Consider the following 24,433-nt stretch of genomic DNA (forward strand, 5'->3'; position numbering starts at 1 on the left):
CACTCCTTGGTGCCGGCGATGAAGACCGGGAGGGCGTTGACGAAGGCGACCTTGGCGTCGATGGCGCACTGGGCGTAGAACTTCGCCGCGTCCTCGGAGCCGACGGGCAGGTAGCAGACGAGGACGTCGACCTGACGGTCCTTGAGGATCTGGACGACGTCGACGGGCTCCTCGGCGGACTCCTCGATGGTCTGGCGGTAGTACTTGCCGAGACCGTCGAGCGTGTGGCCGCGCTGGACCGTGACGCCCTTGTTCGGGACGTCGCAGATCTTGATGGTGTTGTTCTCGCTGGCGCCGATGGCGTCGGAGAGGTCGAGGCCGACCTTCTTCGCGTCGACGTCGAAGGCGGCGACGAACTCGACGTCACCGACGTGGTAGTCGCCGAACTGGACGTGCATCAGGCCGGGCACCTTGGTCGCCGGGTCGGCGTCCTTGTAGTACTCGACGCCCTGGACCAGCGAGGCGGCGCAGTTGCCCACGCCGACGATGGCTACGCGAACCGAACCCATTCCGGTTGCTCCCTGTGTGATCGTGGAAGCCCTGCTGTGCGCAGGGTTTCACTTGGCGGTGTCGTCGGACGGATCCGGCCGGGTACTGCCCCCGTGCCGGGGCAGGCCGCCCGTTTCTCCAGAATCGTTGTCGTGCCGAGCGGGGGCGTCGGGGCCGGATCGCTGATCCCGTCCCGCCCGCTCGCTCTCGATGAGCTCGTTCAGCCAGCGCACTTCGCGCTCCACGGACTCCATGCCGTGGCGCTGCAGCTCAAGCGTGTAGTCGTCCAGGCGCTCGCGGGTCCGGGCCAGGGAGGCGCGCATCTTCTCCAGGCGCTCTTCCAGCCGGCTGCGGCGGCCTTCGAGCACGCGCATCCGCACTTCGCGCTCGGTCTGTCCGAAGAAGGCGAAGCGCGCCGCGAAGTGCTCGTCCTCCCAGGCGTCCGGGCCGGTGTGGGAGAGGAGCTCCTCGAAGTGCTCCTTACCCGCCGGGGTCAACCGGTAGACGATCTTGGCCCGGCGTCCGGCGAGCGACGCGGCGAGGGCCTCCTCGGGGGCGCTGCCCGGCTCCTCGATCAACCAGCCGTTGGCGACCAGCGTCTTGAGGCAGGGATAGAGCGTTCCGTAGCTGAAGGCCCGGAAGACGCCCAGCGAGGTGTTGAGGCGCTTCCGCAGCTCGTACCCGTGCATGGGGGCCTCGCGCAGCAGGCCGAGAACGGCGAACTCGAGGATGCCGGAGCGTCTGCTCATCCGTCGCCTCCTCTTCCGCTCTTCGGGGCCCTTATGCCGTGCTGATGTATCGGCTCGATACATCAGCACGATAGAACGGCCTCCCTGTCTCGACAAGTGGGACCACCGTGACCGGCGTCACATCGTCAATTCATAGCGATCGAGTTGCCCGATTTGGGGTGAACTCCGGCTCTAGGCGGGTTTTGGCCGTGCGTAGTCTGTGCGGCATGCAGATCACCGGGAACCGAGCGATGCCGTGGGGCGTCAGTGCTGCGGGTGACCGGCTGCGGTACGGGGGGACCTCCGATGGGGTTCCCGCGTGCGCATTTCGGGGGGACCGGAACTCAACTGCCGCTTCCAGGCGTACGCGCCTGCCCGAGGAGTAGTCGTTCGATGAGCGAGCATCGTCGCAAAATGCCGCCGCAGCAGCCGCCGACGGGCGGTCGCGCGGCGGCACGGCGCGCTGCCCAGCAGCCGATGGGCCGCAGGTCGGCCCCGGCCCATGACGTCGGTACGGGGGCCCCTTCGGCCTCGTACGGACCTCCCTCCTCCTATGGAGAGGAGCAGCGCCCCTACGGAGGGCGCGCGGAGGCCCGGCGGGCCGCCCAGCGCGGCAGCCGCCGCAGGGGAGCCGATTCCGGCCCCGGCGGCCCCGGCGGGGGACGGCGCGGTGGTGGCGGTGGCGGCGGTCGCGGCAGTGGTCCGGGACGGGGTGCCGGCGGTCGCCCGCCGGGCAAGAAGCGGTTCATCGACTACCCGCGCCACGACAAGTACGGCTGGCGTCGCTGGATGCCGTCGTGGAAGCTCGTGACGGGCACGTTCCTGTTCTTCGCGGCGAGCCTGATGGGCGCTGCCACGATCGCGTACTCGCAGGTGGAGATCCCCAAGGAGGCCGACACCGCGAAATCGCAGAACAACATCTACTACTGGGCCGACGGATCGCGCATGGTCGCGACGGGCAGTGGCACCAACCGCCAGATCGTCCCGTTCGCGGGCATCCCGAAGTCCATGCAGAACGCGGTGATCTCGGCGGAGAACAAGACCTTCTGGGAAGACTCCGGTGTCGACCCGATGGGTATCGCCCGCGCCGTGTGGAACATGGCCAAGGGCGGTGAGACCCAGGGTGGTTCGACCATCACCCAGCAGTACGTGAAGAACAACCGCCTCGACGACCAGTCGCAGACCATCACGCGGAAGGTGAAGGAACTCTTCATCTCCATGAAGGTGGGCAACGAGGTCGGCAAGGACCAGGTCATGGCCGGCTACCTGAACACCTCGTACTACGGGCGTGGTGCGTACGGTATCCAGGCGGCCGCCCGCGCCTACTTCAACAAGGACGTCGGGGACCTCAACGCCAGCGAGTCGGCGCTGCTCGCCGCGGTGCTGAAGGGCGCGACGTACTACGACCCCGCCGGCTACCCCGAGATCGATCCCAGGGCCACCGCCGAGGCGAACACCACGCGGGCCACCGAGCGGTGGAAGTGGATCCTCGACGAGATGCAGAAGGACGGGCACATCTCGGCCGCGGAGCGGGCGAAGTACACCACCTTCCCCAAGGTGAGGAAGCCCAACCAGAGCGCCAACCTGAGCGGCCAGATCGGCTACCTGGTCAAGACCGCCAACGCGAACATCAAGGCCCAGTTCGGCATCAGCGTCCAGGAGCTGGAGCGCGGCGGCTACGAGATCTACACCACCTTCCAGAAGCGGAAGGTGGAGGCGCTCGAGGACTCGGTCCAGAAGATCATCAAGGACAACATCGACCCGAAGAAGCGCCCGGACGACGACACGCACGTCCAGTTCGGCGGGGCTTCCGTCGACACGGCCACCGGGAAGATCGTGGCGCTCTACGGCGGTGTCGACGCCACCAAGCACTTCACCAACAACGCCGACGCCACCGGTGCCATGGTCGGATCGACGTTCAAGCCCTTCGTGCTCGCCGCCTCGATGAAGTACGGCGTGCGGGACCCGAAGCTCGGGCCGGTCCAGGACGCCTCCACCCGCACGATCGTGGATCCGGACAAGAGCCGCTACGCCGGCAAGGACGGGCAGATCGTCCGCAAGTACAACGGCGAGATCTGGACCAACGAGAAGGGGGAGGAGTGGCGTCAGAGCAACGACGAGCACGCCAGCTACCCCAGCATCACCCTTCGCAGGGCGATGGTCCGCTCCGCCAACTCGCCGTACGTGCAGCTCGGCATGGACATCGGGATCGACAAGGTGCGCGAGACCGCTGTCGACGCCGGTCTGCTGGAGAGCTCGCTCGTCCAGGGCGAGGTGCCCTCGTTCTCCCTCGGTATCTCCAGCCCCAGTGCGATCCGCATGGCCGGTGCCTACGCCACCTTCGCCAACAAGGGTGAGCAGAACGACCCCTACTCGGTGGAGCGCGTGAAGAAGGAGGGCGTGGTCATCAAGAAGCACGAGGCCAAGACCAAGAACCCCTTCTCGCCGGCCATCGCCAGCAACGTCACCGACGTCCTGCGGAGCGTCGTGGACGAGGACGAGGGCACCGGCAAGAAGGCCCGCATTCCGGGCCGTCCCGTGGCCGGCAAGACCGGTACGACCGACGACAACCTGTCGGCCTGGTTCGTCGGGTACACCGCGCAGCTGTCCACCGCGATCGACATGTACCGCTACGACGACGACGACACCAAGAAGAACCGCGAGTTCCTGGAGATGTACAACACGGGCGGCCAGGAGAAGATCCACGGTTCCTCGTTCCCCTCGCGGATCTGGCAGGACTACATGACGGAGGCCGTCAAGGACATGCCCGTCGTGGACTTCCCCGAGCCGGAGAAGCTGGAGGGCGCCGAGCCCGTCTTCGGCGGTGTCCCGAGCCCGACGCCGACCCCGACGGCCACCCCGACGCCCACCGAGTCCGCGACGCCGTCGACGACTCCCCCGGCCACCCCGACGACGAGCGCCCCGGCGAAGCCGACCAGGACGCCGAAGCCGGGCAAGACGACCTGTGACATCTTCGACTGGGAGTGCAACAACCCGGGAGGCACGGGCGGCAGCACCGGGGAGCCCACCACGACGGCGCCCACCAGCGAGTCACCGACGCCGACGGGCACGCCGACGGACACCTCCGGCGGCGGGAACGGCAAACCCGGAGGGGCCTGGGTCCCCTGATCCCCCTGATCCGGGCGACGATCCGGGCACGTCCCGAGGGCCGCCGCGTCCGCTCCGTACCTTCCGTACGGACCGGCCGCGGCGGCCCTCGCCGTTTTCCCGGGGACGTACGGCAGGATGTCCCCCATGCCGAGCCTCCAGAAGTCGAGCGCGCCGCAGGACCGCTCGCAGACGGTCATCCCCACCCACCGGGACAAGGTGGCCGCAGCGGGCAGCGAGCTGATCGGCGGCCCCTACGGGCGCCGGGCGGCGGCCGGCACCGGACAGCTGACGCCGGTGCGGGTGATCGCGCTCGTGGCCCTCGGCATGTACGCCCTCGGCATGGTGCAGAAGCTGCCCTGCTACAACTGGGCCTGGTTCCACGGGACGACCTCCCAGTACACCCACGCCTGCTACTCGGACATCCCGCACCTCTTCGTCGGGCGGGGCTTCGCGGACGGCCTGGTCCCGTACTTCGACCGGCTGGGCGGCGACATACCGTTCCTGGAGTACCCCGTCCTGACGGGCCTCTTCATGGAGGTCGCGGCCTGGCTGACGCCCGGCGGCGGCGACACGAACCAGCAGGAGCAGTCGTACTGGCTGGTCAACGCCGGCATGCTGATGGTGTGCGCGGCCGTCCTGGCGGTCTGTGTGACCCGGACGCACCGGCTGCGCCCCTGGGACGGTCTGCTGGTCGCCCTCGCGCCCTCGATCGCGCTCACCGCCACGATCAACTGGGACATGCTGGCCGTCGCGCTGACCGCCGCCGCCGTCCTGATGTGGTCGCGGAGCCGGCCGCTGGCCTTCGGCGTCCTGCTGGGCCTGGCCACCGCCGCCAAGTTCTACCCGATACTGCTCCTCTGCCCGCTGCTGCTGCTCTGCTGGCGGGCCGGGAAGTGGCGGGCGTACGGGACCGCGGTGCTCGGCTTCCTGGGGTCCTGGCTGGTCGTGAACCTGCCCGTGATGCTGCTCGCGCCGGAGGGGTGGAAGCAGTTCTACCTCTTCAGCCGGGACCGGAACGTCGACTTCGGTTCGGTCTGGCTGCTGGTCAGCCAGCGGACGGGCGAGGTGATCACGCCGGGCCGCGCCAACCTCTACGCGCTGCTGCTGATGGCGGCGGCGGTGGCGGGCCTCGCGTTCCTGGCGTTCACGGCGCCCCGCAGGCCGCGCTTCGTCCAGCTGGCCTTCCTGGTCGTCGCCGCGTTCGTGCTGACGAACAAGGTCTACTCGCCGCAGTACGTCCTGTGGCTGGTCCCGCTGGCCGCGCTCGCCCGGCCCCGCTGGCGCGACTTCCTGGTCTGGCAGGCCTGCGAGGTCATGTACTTCGTCGGCATCTGGATGTACCTGGCGTTCACGACCAGCGGCAACAAGCAGGGCCTGCCGGTGGACGGCTACCAGTTCGTGATCGTCCTGCACCTGCTCGGCACGCTGTACCTGTGCGCGATGGTCGTACGCGACATCCTGGCGCCCGAGAGGGACCCGGTCCGGCAGGACGGCGCGGACGACCCGTCGGGAGGCGTCCTGGACGGGGCCGAGGACGTCGTCGTGGCGGGCAGGGCGGCCCGCCCGGCCCGGCACGCCGCCCCCGCCGTGGAGGAGGGACAGCGGGTGAGCTGGGGCACCGCCGACGACCCCTGGGGCGCCCCCGAATAGCGACGGAGATCACCCCCGGGAGCAGGGCTCCCGGGGGTGATTCGTTTCGGCAGGACCGGCCGGTGCCGCGGCCCGGCCGGCTCAGCGCTCGACGAGACGGTCGAACTGCGTCGTGGTGTGGCGCAGATGTGCCACGAGCTCGTCGCCCACCCTGGGCTCCTGGGCGTCGGCCGGCACGAACAGGATCGACACCTGCATGTGCGGCGGCTCGGCGAACCAGCGCTGCTTCCCGGCCCAGACGAACGGCGAAAGGTTCCGGTTGACGGTGGCCAGGCCCGCCCGGGCGACGCCCTTGGCGCGCGGCATGACGCCGTGCATCGCCTTCGGGGCCTCCAGGCCCACGCCGTGGGAGGTGCCGCCGGCGACGACGACCAGCCAGCCGTCCGACGCGGCCTTCTGCTGGCGGTAGCCGAACCGGTCGCCCTTGGCGACCCGGGTCACGTCGAGGACGGAGCCCCGGTACTCCGTGGCCTCGTGGTCGCCCAGCCACAGCCGGGTGCCGATCCGGGCACGGAAGCGGGTCTGCGGGAACTGCTGCTGCAGCCGGGCCTGCTCCTCGGCCCGCAGGTGGCTCACGAACATGGTGTGCAGCGGCAGCCGGGCGGCCCGCAGCCGGTCCATCCAGGCGATGACCTCCTCGACCGCGTCCGTGCCGTCCGGGCGGTCCAGGGGCAGGTGGAGGGCGAAGCCCTCCAGACGGACGTCCTCGATGGCGGCGTGGAGCTGCTGGAGCTCCTCCTCGCGCACGCCGTGCCGCTTCATCGAGCTCATGCACTCGATCACGACCCGGGCGCCCACCAGGGCGTGGACGCCGTCCACGGACGACACGGAACGGACCACCCGGTCGGGCAGCGGAACCGGCTCCTCGCCCCGGCGGAAGGGGGTGAGGACCAGCAGGTCGCCACCGAACCAGTCCTTGATCTTCGCGGCTTCGTACGTGGTGCCCACGGCGAGCATGTCGGCGCCGAAACGGGCCGCCTCGTCCGCGAGCCGCTCGTGCCCGAAGCCGTACCCGTTGCCCTTGCAGACCGGAATGAGACCGGGGAACTGGTCGATGACGGTCTTCTGGTGCGCCCGCCAGCGAGCGGTGTCGACGTAGAGGGAGAGCGCCATGGCCGGCCCGGAACCTTTCTGATGGCAGCGGTGGGTCAGAGGTGTGTACGAGGACGAAGCCTACGGAACGGTCAGCGGCGCGACATGTAGATGTCGAGCGCCTTGTGCAGCAGCTTGTTCAGCGGGAAGTCCCACTCGCCGACGTACTCGACGGCCTCGCCGCCCGTGCCCACCTTGAACTGGATGAGCCCGAAGAGGTGGTCGGTCTCGTCGAGCGAGTCCGAGATGCCCCGCAGGTCGTACACGGTCGCGCCCATGGCGTACGCGTCGCGGAGCATCCGCCACTGCATCGCGTTCGAGGGCCGGACCTCACGGCCGATGTTGTCGGAGGCACCGTAGGAGTACCAGACGTGCCCGCCGACGACGAGCATGGTCGCGGCGGAGAGGTTCACACCGTTGTGGCGGGCGAAGTAGAGCCGCATGCGGTTGGGGTCCTCGTTGTTGAGGACGGTCCACATGCGCTGGAAGTACGACAGCGGGCGCGGCCGGAAGTGGTCGCGGACGGCCGTGATCTCGTACAGCCGCTGCCACTCGGCCAGGTCCTCGTAGCCGCCCTGGACGACCTCGACACCGGCCTTCTCGGCCTTCTTGATGTTGCGGCGCCACAGCTGGTTGAAGCCCTTGAGGACGTCGTCGAGCGAGCGGTTCGCCAGCGGGACCTGGAAGACGTAGCGCGGCTGCACGTCGCCGAAGCCGGCGCCGCCGTCCTCGCCCTGCTGCCAGCCCATCTTCCGCAGCCGGTCCGCGACCTCGAAGGCGCGCGGCTCGATGTGGGTGGCCTCGACGTCCTTGAGGCGCTTGACGTCCGGGTCCTGGATGCCCGCCTTGATGGCGGCCGAGTCCCAGCGGCGGATGACCACCGGCGGGCCCATCTTCACCGAGAAGGCGCCCTGGTGCTTGAGGTGCGCCAGCATCGGCTGCAGCCAGTCGTCCAGGTTGGGCGCGTACCAGTTGATGACCGGGCCCTCGGGCAGATAGGCGAGGTAGCGCTTGATCTTCGGCAGCTGGCGGTAGAGCACCAGGCCGGCGCCGACGAGCTCGCCGGACTTGTCGAACCAGCCGAGGTTCTCCGAGCGCCACTCGGTCTTCACGTCAGCCCACGCCGGGACCTGGCAGTGGCTCGCGGCGGGCTGGCTCTGGATGAATGCCAGATGCTGCTCACGGCTGATGGTCCTCAGGGTCAGGCTCATGCGGGGCGCTCCTCGGCAGGTGTGTCCCCATCGGTCAGGGGCTCCGGCTCTCGCGCCGAAGCCTACTGCGACCGGGGAGCGCCCCGAATGGGCGTGTGTGCCCCGACGCGCGGTCGGACTCAGCCGAAGAGGCCGCCGTGCGCCATTCCGAGGTAGAAGCCGACCGCCGAGGCGCCGAGTCCGATGATCATCAGGAAGCGCTCGCGTGTCGTCACGGAGATGAACTGTCCGTACGCGCCGGTCAGGATGCCGATCAGACCCGACCAGGAGCTCAACAGGTGCAGGTTGTGGAACTGCGCCGTGACGAAGGCGAGGATCCCCAGGGCCAGTGTCACGCCCATCAGGGCGTCCTGGAGCGGATGAGGCTTGCCGTCGGTCGCGAAGAGCGAGTGGCCGGGGTCGGGTCGCATTGCCTGTGCCATGGGGCACCTCCTGGCGTGGCTACCGGAAGGCGGCGCATCCTAGCGCCGCCCACATCCGTTGTGTACAGATTGCGTCCCCTCCCCGGGGAATTTCAACCGCAAGCCGATGTGCGGGTACTCTGTACAGCTGCGCCGGTGTCTGCCCAGGTCCCTCGGGGATCCCCGACAGCGCTCCTCGCTCGCCGAGGGGGACTGTCAGTGGTGGCGGATACCGTTGCTTACGCATCACGACCCTCCTGCCACGGAACGACCGTGGCCGCTGAGTCCAAAGGAGGTGGGTTCCACATGCGTCACTACGAGGTGATGGTCATCCTCGACCCCGATCTCGAGGAGCGCGCTGTCTCCCCGCTGATCGAGAACTTCCTCTCCGTCGTCCGTGAGGGCAACGGAAAGGTCGAGAAGGTCGACACCTGGGGCCGTCGTCGTCTCGCCTACGAGATCAAGAAGAAGCCCGAGGGCATCTACTCGGTCATCGACCTGCAGGCCGAGCCTGCGGTCGTCAAGGAGCTCGACCGCCAGCTCAACCTGAACGAGTCGGTCCTCCGGACCAAGGTCCTCCGTCCCGAGACCCACTGAGCACCTAGCTCAGAGGTCATCGGGTTCGAGTAGCAACACAGCAGCCAGAAGCAAACCCGCCGAGAGGTTCCCCCATGGCAGGCGAGACCGTCATCACGGTCGTCGGCAATCTTGTCGACGACCCCGAGCTGCGCTTCACCCCGTCCGGTGCGGCGGTCGCGAAGTTCCGTATCGCGTCCACCCCCCGCACCTTCGACCGTCAGACCAACGAGTGGAAGGACGGCGAAAGCCTCTTCCTGACCTGCTCGGTCTGGCGTCAGGCGGCGGAGAACGTCGCCGAGTCGCTCCAGCGAGGCATGCGCGTCGTCGTGCAGGGCCGGCTGAAGCAGCGGTCCTACGAGGACCGTGAGGGCGTCAAGCGCACGGTCTACGAGCTGGACGTCGAGGAAGTCGGCCCCAGCCTCAAGAACGCCACGGCCAAGGTCACCAAGACCACCGGTCGCGGCGGCCAGGGTGGATACGGCGGCGGCCAGCAGGGCGGCGGCGGTGGCGGCTGGGGTGGAAACTCCGGCGGCGGTGGCCAGCAGGGCGGCGGCGGTGCTCCCGCCGACGACCCGTGGGCGACCGGCGGCCCCTCCGGCGGCGGCCAGCAGGGCGGCGGCGGTGGCGGCTGGGGTGGAAACTCCGGCGGCGGCTACTCGGACGAGCCCCCCTTCTAGGGCCTGGCCCTCGAAGCAGCTCGTACCCCCACTTCTTGATCACACAGGAGAAACACCATGGCGAAGCCGCCTGTGCGCAAGCCTAAGAAGAAGGTCTGCGCGTTCTGCAAGGACAAGACCGCGTACGTGGACTACAAGGACACGAACATGCTGCGGAAGTTCATTTCCGACCGCGGCAAGATCCGTGCCCGCCGCGTGACCGGCAACTGCACGCAGCACCAGCGTGACGTCGCCACGGCCGTCAAGAACAGCCGTGAGATGGCGCTGCTGCCCTACACGTCCACCGCGCGATAAGGGAAGGGTGACCGAAAAATGAAGATCATCCTCACCCACGAGGTCTCCGGCCTCGGTGCCGCTGGCGACGTCGTCGACGTCAAGGACGGCTACGCTCGCAACTACCTGGTCCCGCGCGGTTTCGCGATCCGCTGGACCAAGGGCGGCGAGAAGGACGTGGCGCAGATCCGCCGCGCCCGCAAGATCCACGAGATCGCGACCATCGAGCAGGCCAACGAGATCAAGGCCCAGCTCGAGGGCACGAAGGTGCGCCTGGCCGTTCGCTCCGGCGACGCCGGCCGTCTCTTCGGCTCCGTGACCCCGGCCGACATCGCCTCGGCGATCAAGACCGCGGGTGGCCCCGACGTCGACAAGCGTCGCGTCGAGCTCGGTTCGCCGATCAAGACCCTGGGCTCGCACCAGGTCTCCGTGCGTCTGCACCCCGAGGTTGCCGCGAAGCTCGGCGTCGAGGTCGTCGCCGCGTAACGCTGCCCTTGGCAGTCTGCGCTCAGCAGTGAGGAAGGGCCGCACCCCCCGGGGTGCGGCCCTTCCGCCGTTCTCCTTCCGCTGCCGCCTTCGCCGTTCCACGTGAAACGGGTGGCCCCTCAGCGGGTGGCGCCCGTGACGATCCAGCGGCCGGAGCGCATACGGAACCAGAGCGTTCCCATCCGGACCGTCATCATCAGGGTCATCGCCCACCAGAGAGCGGTCAGCCCGCCGCCGAGGGCCGGGACCAGGAGCGCGACCGGGGCGAAGACCGCCAGCGTGAGCAGCATCGCCCAGGCCAGGTAGGGGCCGTCTCCCGCACCCATCAGAACCCCGTCGAGGACGAAGACGACTCCGGAGACCGGCTGGGAGATCGCGACCACGAGCAGGGCCGGGAGCAGGGCGTCCTGCACGGTGGTGTCGCCGGTGAAGAGGGGGACGAACAAGGGACGGGCGACGATGAGCAGCGCGCCGAGCACCACCCCGGAGACCACGCCCCACTGGACCATCCGGCGGCAGACCTGTCGTGCCCCGTCGGCGTCGTCCGCACCGAGGTAGCGGCCGATGATGGCCTGGCCCGCGATGGCGATCGCGTCGAGCGCGAAGGCCATCAGGCTCCACAGGGACAGGATGATCTGGTGGGCGGCGACCTCGGCGTCTCCGAGCCTGGCGGCGACGGCCGTGGCGATCATCAGGACCGCGCGCAGGGAGAGCGTGCGGACCAGGAGAGGGGCGCCTGCCTGGGCGGAGGCGCGTATGCCGGCCGGGTCGGGGCGGAGGGAGGCGCCGTGGCGCCGGGCGCCCCGTACGACCACGACGAGGTAGGCGGCGGCCATGCCGCACTGGGCGATGACCGTGCCCCAGGCGGATCCGGCGATTCCCAGGCCGGCCCCGTAGACCAGTCCGGCGTTGAGCGCGCCGTTGGCCGCGAAGCCGGCGATGGCCACGTGGAGCGGTGTGCGGGTGTCCTGGAGGCCGCGCAGGACGCCGGTGGCGGCCAGGACCACCAGCATGGCGGGGATTCCCAGGCTGGAGATCCTGAGATAGGTGACGGCGTACGGGGCGGCGGTGTCCGAGGCGCCGAAGACGTCGACGAGCCATGGTGCCGTGGGCAGCGTCAGCGCGACGACGGCGGCGCCGAGGAGGAGTGCCAGCCAGATGCCGTCCATGCCCTGTCGGATGGCGGCCTGGAGATCGCCCGCGCCCACGCGTCGGGCTACGGCGGCCGTGGTGGCGTAGGCGAGGAAGACGAAGACGCTGACGGCGGTGGAGAGGAGTGCTGCGGCGATCGCGAGGCCCGCGAGCTGGGGTGTGCCGAGATGGCCCACGATGGCGCTGTCGACCATGAGGAACAGCGGCTCGGCGACGAGGGCACCGAAGGCCGGCAGGGCGAGGGAGACGATCTCGCGGTCGTGCTGTCGGCGGGTGTCCGAGGTCGCGGGGGCCTGAGTCATGAGCTCAATCTAATCTTCCACAGGTAAGAGATGCAATTGGTAAGCGATCCTTACTTTGGCCTGGTGCGGGGCTTCGGGTGTGGGCCGTTTGTTCTGATCTTGGTCCCGGTGGAAAACTTTTTCTCCCCCACAGCCCGTGGATGGGGAAAGTGCAGGTCAGATGGGTGAGATCGGGGGTGTTATGAGTTTGTCCACATGGCTGTCCCCCGCTCCGTGCACAGGATCCGGGGAGTTCTCCACAGCATCTGGCCCGTAACCCACAGGGCCTGTGGATAACCAGATTGGCTGGGGCTCTCCACAGGCCTACCGTGGTCCGGCGCCCGACGCGCCAGAAGCGGTCGCGAAGCCACTCTTTGATCAAGGCCGTGGCGTAAGAAAGAGTGGCATGGCGAGGTCCGCGGAGCGGACGGGAGGAGGTGGCTTGGTGAGCGTTCCCGAGCCCATGGACGACCCCTGGGCCGACAGCGGACCGAGCGACCGGCTGCCCACCCGTACCCGGGGTGAAGGACGCGGTCGCGGCCGCGGCCGCGACGACCGGCACGAGCGGGGCGGCGAGGGTCCTTGGGACGGAGGGCTCTCCGGCTTCGAGCGCGTTCCCCCGCAGGACCTCGACGCCGAGCAGTCCGTCCTCGGCGGCATGCTGCTCTCCAAGGACGCCATCGCGGACGTCGTGGAGATCATCAAGGGCCACGACTTCTACAAGCCCGCCCACGAGACCGTCTACGCGGCCATCCTCGACCTCTACGCCAAGGGCGAGCCGGCCGACCCGATCACGGTCGGCGCCGAGCTCACCAAGCGCGGCGAGATCACCCGCGTCGGCGGCGCCTCCTATCTCCACACCCTGGTCCAGTCGGTCCCGACCGCGGCCAACGCCTCGTACTACGCGCAGATCGTCCACGAGCGCGCGGTCCTGCGCCGCCTCGTGGAGGCCGGCACCAAGATCACGCAGATGGGCTACGCGGCCGACGGGGACGTCGACGAGATCGTGAACTCGGCCCAGGCCGAGATCTACGCCGTCACCGAGCAGCGCACCACCGAGGACTACCTGCCGCTCGGCGACATCATGGAGGGGGCTCTCGACGAGATCGAGGCGATCGGCTCCCGGAGCGGCGAGATGACCGGTGTGCCCACCGGCTTCACGGACCTCGACGCGCTCACCAACGGACTGCACCCGGGCCAGATGATCATCATCGCGGCCCGTCCCGCCATGGGTAAGTCGACCCTCGCCCTGGACTTCGCCCGGGCGGCCTCCATCAAGCACAACCTGCCCAGCGTCATCTTCTCCCTCGAAATGGGCCGCAACGAGATCGCGATGCGTCTCCTCTCGGCCGAGGCCCGGGTCGCGCTCCACCACATGCGCTCCGGCACGATGACCGACGAGGACTGGACGCGCCTCGCCCGCCGGATGCCGGACGTCTCCCAGGCCCCGCTGTACATCGACGACTCCCCGAACCTGTCGATGATGGAGATCCGCGCGAAGTGCCGCCGGCTCAAGCAGCGCAACGGCCTGAAGCTCGTCATCATCGACTACCTGCAGCTCATGCAGTCGGGCGGTTCCAAGCGGCAGGAGAGCCGTCAGCAAGAGGTCTCCGACATGTCGCGAAACCTGAAGCTCCTCGCCAAGGAGCTGGAACTGCCGGTGATCGCGCTCTCCCAGCTGAACCGTGGCCCCGAACAGCGCACCGACAAGAAGCCGATGGTCTCCGACCTGCGTGAGTCCGGCTCCATCGAGCAGGACGCCGACATGGTCATCCTGCTGCACCGCGAGGACGCCTACGAGAAGGAGTCACCGCGCGCGGGCGAGGCGGACATCATCGTGGGCAAGCACCGTAACGGCCCGACGGCCACGATCACCGTGGCCTTCCAGGGCCACTACTCGCGTTTCGTGGACATGGCCCAGACCTGATCCCAGAGGTTGTAGGGTCGCAATTTTCGTGGCACGGTCTCAGCTGCGACGGCACTTATGCCGCCGTTGTGAGACTCCCTGTCGCACTGCAGGGTGTCGGATTCCCACTCGCTGCATAGCGAGCGGCGATGCTCGCCCCGTACGTGAGGTGCGATCGCGTTTTCCTGCTCCGGCGCGGCGCGGTTCCTCAGTCCTGGGCGGGGACGTCCAGGGCGGTCCCGTACAGGCGCGAGACCCGGAGCAGGATGGTCACGCGCCGGTCAGGCAGCGGCTGATCGCCAGGGGCCGCCTCGTCGGCCGGGTCCGCGATCTCCGCCTCTCCCTCCGCCACGGCGAACGACCAGATGTCCGGGCCGCTGACATGCAGTGAGGCGTGCGGGTCGCGGCGCAACTGGCGGACCTTGAGGCGGTCGGCGGTGGAGGAGACCCTCAGGACGCGCTCCTCGGCGTTCCAGTCGTAGAGGACGGTCGACAGGTGAGGGTGGCCGGTGCTCCTGACGCTAGCGAGTACGCCGAACTGCTGCCGGCTCAACAGCTGGGAGAGCTCCTGGTCGGTGAGCACTCGGGGGGCCGGGCCGTCGTTCTGGGTGGTGCCGGTGGTGGTCTCAGTGGCGGTGTGCTCGCTCACGTCGGTCAGCCTTTCGGTGGTTGGGGTGGGGCGGGAGGGCAGGTCGGACAGCTGCGGCGTGGATGGCGAGCCGGCTCATCGGCGGCGGGCGAGGCGCGCGACGGCGCGGAGCCGAATGCGGCAAACACGTGGTCTCCCCTGTCAGTTGTCGCAGCAAGGGAGACCGTAGCAGATGGTTTCGTTGCAGACTATTTTCTTCGGTCTCATTCAGGGGCAGGGGGCGCCGTCGTCGACCGGTCGGTTCAGGGCTCACCGGTCGGTCAAGGCCGTGCAGGAAATGCCACGTCCGTGAAACCGAGAGGCTGTGCCATCGATCTGAGACGGCGGAAGAACCGCTGGTCGGCGAATGCGGCCTGCCACGCGCGACGAGGCCCTACAGAGGTGTGGGGCCTCAAAATTCGCGGCACAATCTCAGCCCCGATGGCACATCGGTGGCACTCGTGCCGTCTTCGTGAGGCCGGCTGGTCGTCCTGTCGGTTGAACCTGTCGGATTCCCACCCGTTCTCGTTCGTGCTGCCCTCTTCTCATCCGGGCACGTGCTGAGAGGCGATGCCTCGTCTCCCGTGGGACCTCAGCTCACTTCGCCGGAACCTGATGGATCGGAGACGCCGACGGTGTCAGGTCCGCGAACGAGGTCGGCCACGCGACGTCATCGATGGCGAGCCACGGCGCAGCGGCTACGGCGGTAGGTGTCACCCCGGTGAACGCTTTGACCTCGCGGTGGAGGTGGGCCTGGTCGGCGTAGCCGCTTTCGGCCGCCACCTGGGCGGCGGTGTTGCCCGCCGCGAGGAGATGGGCGGCGTGATCGAAGCGCACCAACCGGGCGGCGTGCTTGGGCGTGAGGCCGATCTGGGACCGGAAGCGGGACCACAGGCGCTTACGGCTCCAACCCACCTCGCTCGCAAGGCTGTCGACGCGCACCCGTCCCCGGCTGGTGCGCATCAGCCGCCAGGCAGCGGCGACCTCTGGATCAAGCGACGGGCGGGCGCTCATCCGTCGGCCGAGGGCGTCCGCTGCGATCGTGAACCGCTCGTCCCACGACGCGGCGGCCCGCAGCCTTTCCTCGGTTCGCCCGGCGTCGCGGCCCCAGACATCCTCCAGGGTGACCACCGTCCCGCTGAGGTCGGTCGATGCTCCGAACACCGTGAACGCCAGGACCGGCGACAACCGGATCTGGAGGCACTCGATCCCTCCGGCCGCCCGGCCTCCGAGCCGAAGGTCGCCCGGTACCAGCCCGACGACCGTGCTGCCGCATGCGCGCCGGCCGTGGGCGTCGTGGACAAGGCTGTCTCCGTCGCTCAGGTCCACGAACAGAGTCACCGAGGGGTGCGCGACCATGGCGATATCCACGTCTGCCGGAGCACACTGGCGGAACCCGGCCATGCTGACCCCCGGCAGCCGACCGGGCTGCCGGGGCACGGCGACCTCCACCGACGCCCAGTCAGGTGGTGATTCGGCGGACTTCACAGCACCAGGCTAGGCCATGGGTGTCAGCGGCCCGTCGCCGCGAAGCGCAGCAGCAACTCACTGGTCGCCTCCGGCGCTTCGAGCATGGGGAAGTGCCCGACGTCGGGCAGTTGCTCGACTCGCGCGTTCGGCACCGTGTCGTAGTGGTGCGCCGAAGACGGATCCCAGCGGGGGTCGGCAGCGCCGAAGATCACCAGAACCGGGACGTCGAGTGCGGTCAGGCGCGCGGGTACGCTCCGCTCGGCGATGTACGCGGCGTTGTGGCGCAGCACCGTCCTGAACGTGCGGTAACCGATGCCCCGTACGTCGGCGACCAGGTCGTCCGGGACGTCCACCGGGCGGTTGCACACCGCGGTCACCCCCCGGCGGAGCATCGCGTCGGAACGGACTCTCCATAGAAGCGGGCCGAGCGGCGGGTCGATCAGGACCCGAAGGAGGACGGGCTGCGGAAGGAGCGCGTCGGGACTCGGGCCACTGCTGATCAGTGCGAGCGAACCCACCAGGTCCGGGCGCTGTTCGGCGAGGGCGGTGGCGATGTACCCGCCGCTGGAGTGCCCGGCCACGGTGACCGGACGAAGGCCGAGCCCATCGAGCGCCTCGGCCAGTCTGGCTGCCTGCTCAGGCACGTCGTACGGCGGCGCGGGCGGGGACTGACCGTGGCCCGGGAGGTCGACCCGGATGACGTGATACCGGCTGGCCAGTGCCGACATCACCGGGCCCCAGGAGCTGCCCGAGGCCCCCGATCCGTGGATGAGCACGAGCGGCGGCGCTTCCCGCGGGCCGTCGTGGACCACGTGCATCCCGTGTACGTGCTTGCCGTCGTAGATAGCCATGCTCGGGAGGATGCCGGGGCTGCCGGCCCTCGGTCTTGTACAAATGTCGTCACGGGGCCGAGCATCGCCAGGACTGCCGTCTCCACGGCGAGCGGGACTTCCGCGAAAGCCAGGCCGTTAGAGGTCGGCAGCCGTCGGCAGTCTCGAACTGCCGGGCATTCATACAGTTCGACGTGTCCCTGTGTACCGGCTACACCGCGACGGGACATCAGCACATCGCGGTCCTGGCCGTTCGTGAGGCGTGTCGAGGATGTGCCACGACTCATGAGACCGGGGCGTGTGCCATCGCCGTGAGACAGCTTGAAAGCAGCTGGTCGGTAGCCCGCCCCGTGCCACGGGCCGTGAGACCCTGCAAGAGGGAAGTTCCGCGGCCGGCATCGCGTTGGATGGGTTCTGTGACGACATCTTCCGAAGCCTTGTTGCCCGGTACCGAGCGGGCTCTGCTGCACCGCGTCGCGGTCGCCCAGTCCGAAGGGCGGGCACCGTCCTTCGTGGGGGCGGTGGTCCGTGACGGTTCGCTGGTGTGGAGCGGCGCGCGCAGTTGCGTGGACGGCCATGCGCCGGACGCCGACACCCAGTTCAGGATCGGGTCCATCACCAAGGTGTTCACCGCCGTCCTGGTGATGAGGCTCCGCGACGAGGGCCTGCTCGGGCTCGACGATCCGCTGGAACGGCACCTGAAGGGAACGGGCGTCGGCGAGGTGACGATCGCCCAACTCCTGGGCCACACCGGCGGACTCGCCGCCGAGACGCCCGGCTCCTGGTGGGAGCGGTCCTCGGCCGCCCTGCGGCCGGGGCTCTCCGACGTCCTGGGGGAGCAGCCCTTCCTCCAGTCGCCGGGGCGCCGGCACCACTACTCCAACCCCGGCTACACGCTGCTGGGTTCACTGGTCGAGGCGGTCCGGGGGGTGTCCTGGGAAGAGGCGCTGCGGCGCGAGATCCTGGAGCCGTTGGGGATGGGTCGCACGACGGTCGATCCCGTCGCCCCGCACGCGGGCGGCTGGGCGGTGCACCCCTGGGCCGACGTCATGCTGCCCGAACCGTCCGAGGACCTCGGTCTGATGGCATCGGCCGGACAGCTCTGGTCGACGGCCGCCGACCTCGCCCGCTTCGCCGCCTTCCTCGCTGCGGGGGACGAGCGGGTGCTCTCCGCGGCGACCGTGGAGGAGATGCGTGCCCCCGCCTCTCCCGCCGGGGAGGGCGACTGGGAGGGGAGCTACGGACTCGGTCTCCAGCTGGTGCACAAGGACGGCCGCACCCTGATCGGCCACAGCGGCTCCCTGCCCGGCTTCGTCGCCTCCCTGTGGGTGAGCGTGGAGGACGGCCTTGCGGGCATCGCGCTCGCCAACGCCACCTCAGGTCCGCTGACAGGAGTCGTGGCCGCCGATCTCGTACGGATCGTGGCGGAGGCGGAGCCCCGGTTCCCGGAGCCGTGGCGGCCCCTTCCCGAGGCCGAGGTCGACCAGGAGCTGCTGTCCCTCACGGGACCCTGGTATTGGGGCACGTACGTCTACGGGCTGCGGCTCGGTCCCGAGCGGAGCGTGGTGCTCGAACCGCTGCGGGGCGCCGGACGACGGGCCCGCTTCCGGGCGCTGCCCGAGGGCGGCTGGGTCGGCCTGAACGGCTACTACGCGGGCGAGACGCTCAGGGCGGTGCGGCGCGCCGACGGCAGCGTGAGCCATCTCGACCTCGGCTCGTTCGTCTTCACGCGGGAGCCGTACGAGCCGGGGGACGCGGTTCCGGGCGGTGTGGACGAGGCGGGCTGGCGCGGTCTCTGAGCAGATGAGGGGTGTTTCACGTGAAACCATGCCGTTTCACGTGAAACGTCTCCTCAGAGGCTCTTCTTGAACCCCACGTGGGAGGCCTCGAAGCCCAGCCGCTCGTAGAAGCGGTGGGCATCGGTGCGGGTGACGTCGGAGGTCAGCTGGACGAGCCTGCAGTCCTGGCGCCCGGACTCCTCGACGGCCCATTCGATGAGCTGCGTTCCGAGACCGCTGCCGCGCTCGTCGGCGTGGATGCGGACGCCCTCGATGATCGACCGGGTGGTCCCCCGGCGGGAGAGCCCCGGGATGACCGTCAGCTGGAGGGTGCCGACGACCTTGTCCCCGCGGACGGCCACGACGACGTGCTGGTTCGGGTCGTTCGCGAGGCGCTCGAAGGCGACGAGGTAAGGGGCGAGGTCGTCAGGGGATTCACGCTGTGCGCCCAGGGGGTCGTCGGCGAGCATCGCGACGATGGCCGGCAGGTCCTCCGCGGTGGCGGGGCGTATCTCAAGATCGCTCATGGCCGCAGGGTAACGCCGGGGCGCCCCGCCCCGGCGCCGGACTCACACGGGCGCGCCCACGCCCTCCACGACCTGGACCAGCGGGGCCAGTTCGGGGTTCTTCGCGGCTTCGTCGAGAGCCTCGCGCAGCGCCCTGTCGTTGGTGGGGCGGGCCTCTTCGAGGAGCTTCTGACCGGCCTCGGTCACATCGGTGTAGATGCCGCGCCGGTCGGTGGCGCAGAGGTACCGGGTGAGCAGACCGCGGTCCTCCAGCCGGGTGACGAGCCGGGTGGTGGCGCTCTGGCTGAGCACCACGGCGTCGGCGACCTGCTTCATCTGGAGGTGGCCGCCGGGGCCGCTGTGCTGGCGGCTGAGGACGTCGAGCAGCGAGTACTCCCGCACGCTCAGACCATGACCGGACTCCAGGGCGCGCTCGATGTGGGACTCGATCCTGCCGTGGAGCAGGGAGAGGGCGCACCAGCGCTGGGCGAGCGCGGTGAGTGCGGGGTCCGTCGCGGTCATGTTCTCTCCTCGGTGTCTCCTCGGCGCCGGTGCGGCTCTCGGTCCAGGGTAGACGAAGGAACGCAATAATGGGCGTCTGCAAGTAAACCTATCCGGCGGCGACCGTCAGGGGAGCGAAGCGGCGGCGCCAGTCGCCGGGGAGATCGGGCAGGGAGCGGACCATCACCGATGTGGTGGCGATCGTGTCGATGCCGTTCTCCTTCGTCCAGCTCAGCAGGGAGGCGTGCCGCACGTCGATGTCCGTGCGCAGCGGTCGGTCGGTGGCGGCGGCCAGCGAGGCGATCAGGGCCTTCGCGGTGCCCGGGTCCCGGGCGATCAGGGGGCCGATGACATGGGTGTCCATGTTGGGCCAGGCGGCCGCGAAGCCGGTGATCTCGCCGTCCTCCTCCGCGACCCTGAGGTGATCCGCGAAGGCGGGGAGGCGGGCGATGAGATGGGTGCGGTCGAGACCGAAGACCTCGTGGTCCAGGCGCAGGACCGCCGGGAGGTCCTCGGCCGTCGCCGGGCGAACCGGAACGTCCGGGGCGGGGGCGGCGAAGGTGAAGCGCCCGCGCACCATCTCGGACCGGCTCGTCTCGGTGAAGCCCAGCTGTTCGTACAGGGGCTGCCCGTTCGCCGTGGCGTACAGCGTGAGCGGGGTGTCCCCGGCCTCCGCCAGCACGTGCCGCATGAGCCGGCGGCCCACGCCCTGGCGTGCGTACCGCTCGGCGACGAGCACCATGCCGATCGCGGCGAGCCCGGGACCGTACGAGGTGACCACGGAGCAGGCGGCGAGGCCCGGGCCGTCGGGGTCGTCGATGCCGTAGCCGGTGCCGGCGGTGAGCAACAGGCCCCACTTGTGTTCCTCGCGTGGCCAGCCCCGGTTCTCGGAGAGGTCGGCGCAGGCGAGGAGGTCCTCGGAAATGAGACGTCGGATCGGAAGCCGGGCGAGGGAGGAGGGGGGAGTCGGCATGCCTTTCAGGCTCTCCGAAGCGGTGATCTGCCGTCCACTGCTTTACCGGATCCGGCCGATCTCCCTGGCCGATACCCGAGGAGTCGTTGATTCCGCCGGTGGGGCACCTGGACGATGTTTCACGTGAAACCCCGAACGCGACGACTGCACCTCTTCGACCTCGACGGCACCCTGATCAGGGGCTCGGCCGCCGCGGTGGAGATCTCCCGGCAACTCGACCTGGTGGACGAGATCGCCGTTCTGGAGGAGGGGTTCCTGCGGGGGCTCACGCCGGACGAGTTCGCCGTCCAGGCCCGTGAGCTGTGGGCCGCGCTCACCCTGGAGCAGGTAGCGGCGGCCTTCGAAGGGGCCCCCTGGCTGACGGGCATCCGCGAGGTCTGGGCGGACATCCGGGCGCGGGGAGACCGCTGCGCGGTCATCTCCCTCTCACCCGACTTCTTCGTCGAGCGGCTTCTCGACTGGGGGGCCGACTCGACCCACGGTTCGCTCTGGCCGGCGGTCCCCTTCACCGAGCCGATCCACCGGCCGGGCATTCTCGACGCGCGCGCGAAGGTGCGGATCGCGAGGGAGCTCTGCGCGGGGTACGGGGTGGACCCCGCCGACTGCGTCGCGTACGGGGACTCGATGTCCGACGCGGAGCTCTTCGCGATCGTGCCGGAGACGGTGGCCGTGAACGCGGACCACCACCTGGCCGGGCTCTCCCGCCACAGCTACTCCGGCGGGGACCTGCGCGAGGCCTACGCCCTGGTCCGAAACAGCGCAGCCTAGCCAGAAAACCGGGCCTATGGCCCGAGAACGCCGCTTTCCGTCCGAAGCGCCGGTCGGAAGCGCCATGCTGCGGTCACTGAAGCCGGCCAGCACGAGGCGAGGCACATGATGGATGCTCCGACCACCACGACGGACGAGCGGGAGCCGCCTGACGCGGAGGGGAAGGAATCCCGGACAGCCGGGGGACCGTCCGCCGACGCGGTGCTCGTCCGGCGCACCCTGGCGGAGATCGCGCCGGTCGCCGGCCGGGTGACCTCGTACTTCTACGCCCTGCTCTTCGTCCGGCACCCCGAACTGCGCGAGATGTTCCCCGCGGCCATGGAAACCCAGCGGGACCGGCTCCTGAAGGCCCTGCTGACGGCGGCCGAGCACATGGAAGACACCCCGGTCCTCACCGCGTACCTGGAGAACCTCGGCAGGGGGCACCGGAAGTACGGGACCCGGGCGGCCCACTACCCGGCCGTCGGCGAGGCCCTCATCGGAGCTCTGGAGCGGTACGCGGAGAGGAGCTGGGACGAGGAGACCGAGGCGGCCTGGGTCCGCACGTACACGACGATCTCCCAGATCATGATCGACGCGGCCGCGGAGAACGAGCGGACCGCGCCCGCCTGGTGGCAGGCCGAGGTGGTCTCCCACGACCTGCGCACCCCGGACATCGCCGTCGTCACCCTCAGGCCCGACCGGCCGTACCCCTTCCTCGCCGGGCAGTACACGACGCTGGAGACCCCCTGGTGGCCCCGGATCTGGCGCCACTACTCCTTCGCCTCGGCGCCCCGGCCGGACGGACTGCTCTCCCTGCACGTCAAGGCCGTCCCGGCCGGCTGGGTGTCCAACGCGCTGGTCCACCGGGCGCGCCCCGGGGACGTGCTGCGGCTCGGTCCGCCGGCCGGCTCCATGACGGTCGACCACTCCACGGACACCGGCCTGCTCTGCATGGGCGGAGGCACCGGAATAGCGCCGATCAAGGCCCTGGTCGAGGACGTCGCCGAGCACGGGGACCGGCGCCCGGTCGACGTCTTCTACGGAGCGCGCAGCGGCCACGACCTCTACGACATCGACACGATGCTGCGGCTCCAGAAGACCTTCCCGTGGCTCTCCGTCCACCCGGTCACCGAGGAGCAGGGGAGGCTCCCGGACGCCGTCTGCCGCTACGGCCCGTGGAACGAACGGGACGCCTATCTCTCGGGGCCGCTCGACATGGTCCGCCGGGGCGTCGACGCCCTGCGCGGCGCGGGGGTCCCCTCGGATCGCATCCGCCACGACTTCCTCGCGGAGCTCACCTCCGCCGCTGCCGGTTAGGGCCTGAGCCGCCGGACGGGACCTAACCCAGGTCGGGGGCGTGCATCGCGCGGACACCCTCGATGTTGCCGTCGAGGTAGTGGCGCAGGGAGAGCGGGACGAGGTGCACGGCGGCGATGCCGACCCGGCTGAAGGGCACCCGGACGATCTCGTACTCGCCGACCGGCTCCTCGACCTCGGGGCCGTGCCGCAGCGAGGGGTCCATGGAGCCGAGCCGGCACACGAAGAAGTGCTGGACCTTCACCCCGGAGACCCCGCCGTCGACGATGTGCTCGACGGTGTCGACGAAGCAGGGCACCACATCGGTGATCTTGGCGCCGAGCTCTTCGAGCACCTCGCGGTGCAGGGCCTCGACGACGGTGGAGTCGGTGGGCTCCACGCCGCCGCCGGGGGTGACCCAGTAGGGATCCATGCCGGGCTTGGTCCGCTTGATGAGGATCAGATCGTCCCCGTCGAGCAGGATGGCGCGTGCGGTGCGCTTGATCACGGGACGTTCGGTCATGGGAAGAAAATGGCCCGTCCGAGGTGTCCTGAAACTCACCAGTTCCCGGCTGCGCGCAGCAGTTCCTCGTGGGCCCGGGCGAGCGGGGACAGGCCGAGCGTCCCCGTGCGTGCGACCAGGAAGTAGGTCCGGAGCGGAGGGACCGGGGGGTCGACCAGCGCCACGAGACGCCCCTGCCGCAGGGCCTCCTCGCACAGGTAGCGCGGCAGGACGGCGAGCCCGGCGCCGGAGGCGGCGGAGTCCCGCACGGCCCGCAGGTCGGGGGCGATGACGGTGGCGGCCGCCGCCGGTTTGGTCTCGAAGACACTCGCCCAGTAACGGGAGACGAAGGGCAGCGACTCGTGGACCTCGACCACCGGCAGCTGCTCCAGGACCACCGCGCCCTTGCGCAGGAGCACCTCGGGGGAGAGCCGGGCGGCCCAGCGCGGGGCCGCGACCAGGACGTGCTCCTCGTCGCAGAGCGGGGTGGAGACCAGCAGGCCTCCCCGGGGGCGGGCGGTCGCGATGGCCAGATCGTGATGGCCCGCGGCGAGCCCGTCGAGGATCTCCTCCGTGTCGCCGAGGAAGGAGGCCCGCACGGCGAGCCCCTGGTCGACCAGGGGGGTGAGGGCGGGCAGCGCGCGGAGCGCGGTGAACTCCGGGGGGCCGGCGAGATGGAGGGTGCGCACATCGCTCTCCTCGTCGAGCCCGCTCTCGGCGATCTCCACGAGAGCGTCCAGATGGGGTGCCGCGCGGTGCGCGAGCTCGTCGCCGATGGTGGTCGGGGTGACTCCGCGCGCCTGTCTGAGGAAGAGCGGCCGCCCGAGCTGTCGCTCCAGCGTGCGGATCTGGCTGGTGACGGCGGGCTGGGAGAGGCCCAGGAGCGCTGCGGCGCGGGTGAAGGAACCGGCCCGGTGCACTGTGACGAACGTGCGCAGCAGGGCCAGATCCATGTCCGCCCCCTCCCGGCCGCATGGCCGTCCGACTCAGGCGGTCGGCTGACTGCGCCTCAGGACCGTCCAACTATAAATAAGTCGATAGGTCGCTGTCGCTACCGTGATTGGACACTGACGCTCAGTCAACTAGCCTTGTTCAGGCGGTTTCCGAGCGGGAAACCGAGGGCGTTCCGAGCCACGAGGGGGGAGGCTCGGAGCGCCCCGCTC

Annotated in this window: 23 protein-coding genes and 1 pseudogene; 10 read left to right on the plus strand and 14 right to left on the minus strand. The window is 69.7% G+C overall.

Features of this window, described 5'->3' with window-relative positions; translation table 11 throughout:
• Together K7G60_RS13630 and K7G60_RS13635 are read right to left on the minus strand one after the other, a co-directional pair.
• Nucleotides 1-509: pseudogene (locus K7G60_RS13630) on the minus strand (inositol-3-phosphate synthase); the annotation flags it as partial.
• A 48-nt stretch (nt 510-557) separates the two neighbouring features.
• Entirely contained in the window at nt 558-1,238 is a 681-nt protein-coding gene (locus tag K7G60_RS13635) for a PadR family transcriptional regulator (RefSeq protein ID WP_086823889.1), read from the minus strand.
• Between the two features lie 372 nt (nt 1,239-1,610).
• On the opposite strand from K7G60_RS13635, the gene K7G60_RS13640 reads away from it, so the two are divergent.
• Together K7G60_RS13640 and K7G60_RS13645 are read left to right on the plus strand one after the other, a co-directional pair.
• Entirely contained in the window at nt 1,611-4,346 is a 2,736-nt protein-coding gene (locus K7G60_RS13640; RefSeq protein ID WP_225801144.1) for a transglycosylase domain-containing protein, read from the plus strand.
• Nucleotides 4,347-4,472: 126 nt separating this feature from the next.
• Nucleotides 4,473-5,978: a glycosyltransferase family 87 protein gene (locus tag K7G60_RS13645; protein ID WP_225801145.1), complete on the plus strand. Its 1,506-nt coding sequence runs from the start codon at nt 4,473-4,475 to the stop codon at nt 5,976-5,978.
• 81 nt (nt 5,979-6,059) lie between these two features.
• On the opposite strand, the gene K7G60_RS13650 is transcribed toward K7G60_RS13645, so the two are convergent.
• The 3 genes from K7G60_RS13650 to K7G60_RS13660 all read right to left on the minus strand — a co-directional run bounded on the left by K7G60_RS13650 (nt 6,060) and on the right by K7G60_RS13660 (nt 8,703).
• The gene (locus K7G60_RS13650) at nt 6,060-7,091 is read right to left on the minus strand and encodes an alanine racemase (RefSeq protein WP_225801146.1); all 1,032 of its coding nucleotides are present in this window, start codon (nt 7,089-7,091) and stop codon (nt 6,060-6,062) included.
• A 71-nt stretch (nt 7,092-7,162) separates the two neighbouring features.
• Nucleotides 7,163-8,281 (minus strand): peptidoglycan bridge formation glycyltransferase FemA/FemB family protein, encoded by a 1,119-nt coding sequence (locus K7G60_RS13655; protein ID WP_225801147.1) that lies wholly within the window; start codon nt 8,279-8,281, stop codon nt 7,163-7,165.
• Nucleotides 8,282-8,400: 119 nt separating this feature from the next.
• Complete coding sequence (locus tag K7G60_RS13660; protein ID WP_225801148.1) at nt 8,401-8,703, minus strand: hypothetical protein; 303 nt, start codon at nt 8,701-8,703, stop codon at nt 8,401-8,403.
• A 285-nt stretch (nt 8,704-8,988) separates the two neighbouring features.
• On the opposite strand from K7G60_RS13660, the gene rpsF reads away from it, so the two are divergent.
• The 4 genes from rpsF (at nt 8,989) to rplI (ending at nt 10,697) form a co-directional block, all read left to right on the plus strand.
• Nucleotides 8,989-9,279, plus strand: coding sequence for a 30S ribosomal protein S6 (rpsF, locus tag K7G60_RS13665; protein WP_015034882.1), 291 nt, complete (start codon nt 8,989-8,991; stop codon nt 9,277-9,279).
• Nucleotides 9,280-9,353: 74 nt separating this feature from the next.
• A complete protein-coding gene (locus K7G60_RS13670; RefSeq protein ID WP_123453610.1) occupies nt 9,354-9,938 on the plus strand; it encodes a single-stranded DNA-binding protein in 585 nt (194 codons plus the stop codon).
• 57 nt (nt 9,939-9,995) lie between these two features.
• Nucleotides 9,996-10,232 (plus strand): 30S ribosomal protein S18, encoded by a 237-nt coding sequence (gene rpsR, locus K7G60_RS13675; RefSeq protein WP_005315025.1) that lies wholly within the window; start codon nt 9,996-9,998, stop codon nt 10,230-10,232.
• Between the two features lie 18 nt (nt 10,233-10,250).
• Entirely contained in the window at nt 10,251-10,697 is a 447-nt protein-coding gene (gene rplI, locus K7G60_RS13680; protein ID WP_053640001.1) for a 50S ribosomal protein L9, read from the plus strand.
• Nucleotides 10,698-10,816: 119 nt separating this feature from the next.
• Here the strand turns inward: rplI and K7G60_RS13685 are convergent, their stop codons facing one another.
• Nucleotides 10,817-12,151, minus strand: a complete 1,335-nt coding sequence (locus tag K7G60_RS13685; protein ID WP_225801149.1) for an MATE family efflux transporter — start codon at nt 12,149-12,151, stop codon at nt 10,817-10,819.
• A 424-nt stretch (nt 12,152-12,575) separates the two neighbouring features.
• On the opposite strand from K7G60_RS13685, the gene dnaB reads away from it, so the two are divergent.
• The gene (dnaB, locus tag K7G60_RS13690) at nt 12,576-14,057 is read left to right on the plus strand and encodes a replicative DNA helicase (RefSeq protein ID WP_225801150.1); all 1,482 of its coding nucleotides are present in this window, start codon (nt 12,576-12,578) and stop codon (nt 14,055-14,057) included.
• A 187-nt stretch (nt 14,058-14,244) separates the two neighbouring features.
• On the opposite strand, the gene K7G60_RS13695 is transcribed toward dnaB, so the two are convergent.
• From K7G60_RS13695 to K7G60_RS13705, 3 genes are all read right to left on the minus strand, one after another.
• The gene (locus K7G60_RS13695) at nt 14,245-14,685 is read right to left on the minus strand and encodes a pyridoxamine 5'-phosphate oxidase family protein (RefSeq protein WP_225801151.1); all 441 of its coding nucleotides are present in this window, start codon (nt 14,683-14,685) and stop codon (nt 14,245-14,247) included.
• Between the two features lie 576 nt (nt 14,686-15,261).
• A complete protein-coding gene (locus tag K7G60_RS13700) occupies nt 15,262-16,152 on the minus strand; it encodes a helix-turn-helix domain-containing protein (protein WP_374115629.1) in 891 nt (296 codons plus the stop codon).
• 23 nt (nt 16,153-16,175) lie between these two features.
• Nucleotides 16,176-16,985: an alpha/beta fold hydrolase gene (locus tag K7G60_RS13705; RefSeq protein ID WP_225801152.1), complete on the minus strand. Its 810-nt coding sequence runs from the start codon at nt 16,983-16,985 to the stop codon at nt 16,176-16,178.
• 386 nt (nt 16,986-17,371) lie between these two features.
• On the opposite strand from K7G60_RS13705, the gene K7G60_RS13710 reads away from it, so the two are divergent.
• Complete coding sequence (locus tag K7G60_RS13710) at nt 17,372-18,763, plus strand: serine hydrolase (protein WP_225801153.1); 1,392 nt, start codon at nt 17,372-17,374, stop codon at nt 18,761-18,763.
• Nucleotides 18,764-18,816: 53 nt separating this feature from the next.
• Here K7G60_RS13710 and K7G60_RS13715 read toward each other — a convergent pair whose 3' ends face one another.
• The 3 genes from K7G60_RS13715 to K7G60_RS13725 form a co-directional block, all read right to left on the minus strand.
• Nucleotides 18,817-19,269 carry a GNAT family N-acetyltransferase gene (locus K7G60_RS13715; RefSeq protein WP_225801154.1) on the minus strand — a complete coding sequence of 151 codons (453 nt, stop codon included), beginning with the start codon at nt 19,267-19,269 and terminating at the stop codon, nt 18,817-18,819.
• A 42-nt stretch (nt 19,270-19,311) separates the two neighbouring features.
• Nucleotides 19,312-19,770 (minus strand): MarR family winged helix-turn-helix transcriptional regulator, encoded by a 459-nt coding sequence (locus tag K7G60_RS13720; RefSeq protein ID WP_225801155.1) that lies wholly within the window; start codon nt 19,768-19,770, stop codon nt 19,312-19,314.
• Nucleotides 19,771-19,858: 88 nt separating this feature from the next.
• Nucleotides 19,859-20,722, minus strand: coding sequence for a GNAT family N-acetyltransferase (locus K7G60_RS13725; protein WP_225801156.1), 864 nt, complete (start codon nt 20,720-20,722; stop codon nt 19,859-19,861).
• Nucleotides 20,723-20,836: 114 nt separating this feature from the next.
• On the opposite strand from K7G60_RS13725, the gene K7G60_RS13730 reads away from it, so the two are divergent.
• Both K7G60_RS13730 and K7G60_RS13735 read left to right on the plus strand, forming a co-directional pair.
• Nucleotides 20,837-21,490, plus strand: coding sequence for an HAD family phosphatase (locus tag K7G60_RS13730; RefSeq protein ID WP_225801157.1), 654 nt, complete (start codon nt 20,837-20,839; stop codon nt 21,488-21,490).
• 105 nt (nt 21,491-21,595) lie between these two features.
• A complete protein-coding gene (locus K7G60_RS13735) occupies nt 21,596-22,789 on the plus strand; it encodes a globin domain-containing protein (RefSeq protein WP_225801158.1) in 1,194 nt (397 codons plus the stop codon).
• A gap of 22 nt (nt 22,790-22,811) precedes the next feature.
• On the opposite strand, the gene K7G60_RS13740 is transcribed toward K7G60_RS13735, so the two are convergent.
• Both K7G60_RS13740 and K7G60_RS13745 read right to left on the minus strand, forming a co-directional pair.
• Nucleotides 22,812-23,291, minus strand: a complete 480-nt coding sequence (locus tag K7G60_RS13740) for an NUDIX domain-containing protein (protein ID WP_225801159.1) — start codon at nt 23,289-23,291, stop codon at nt 22,812-22,814.
• Nucleotides 23,292-23,326: 35 nt separating this feature from the next.
• Nucleotides 23,327-24,223 carry a LysR family transcriptional regulator gene (locus K7G60_RS13745; protein ID WP_225801160.1) on the minus strand — a complete coding sequence of 299 codons (897 nt, stop codon included), beginning with the start codon at nt 24,221-24,223 and terminating at the stop codon, nt 23,327-23,329.
• Between the last annotated feature and the right edge of the window lie 210 nt (nt 24,224-24,433).

Origin of the sequence: Streptomyces sp. NK15101, assembly GCF_020400725.1 — a bacterium.
GTDB lineage: Bacteria > Actinomycetota > Actinomycetes > Streptomycetales > Streptomycetaceae > Streptomyces.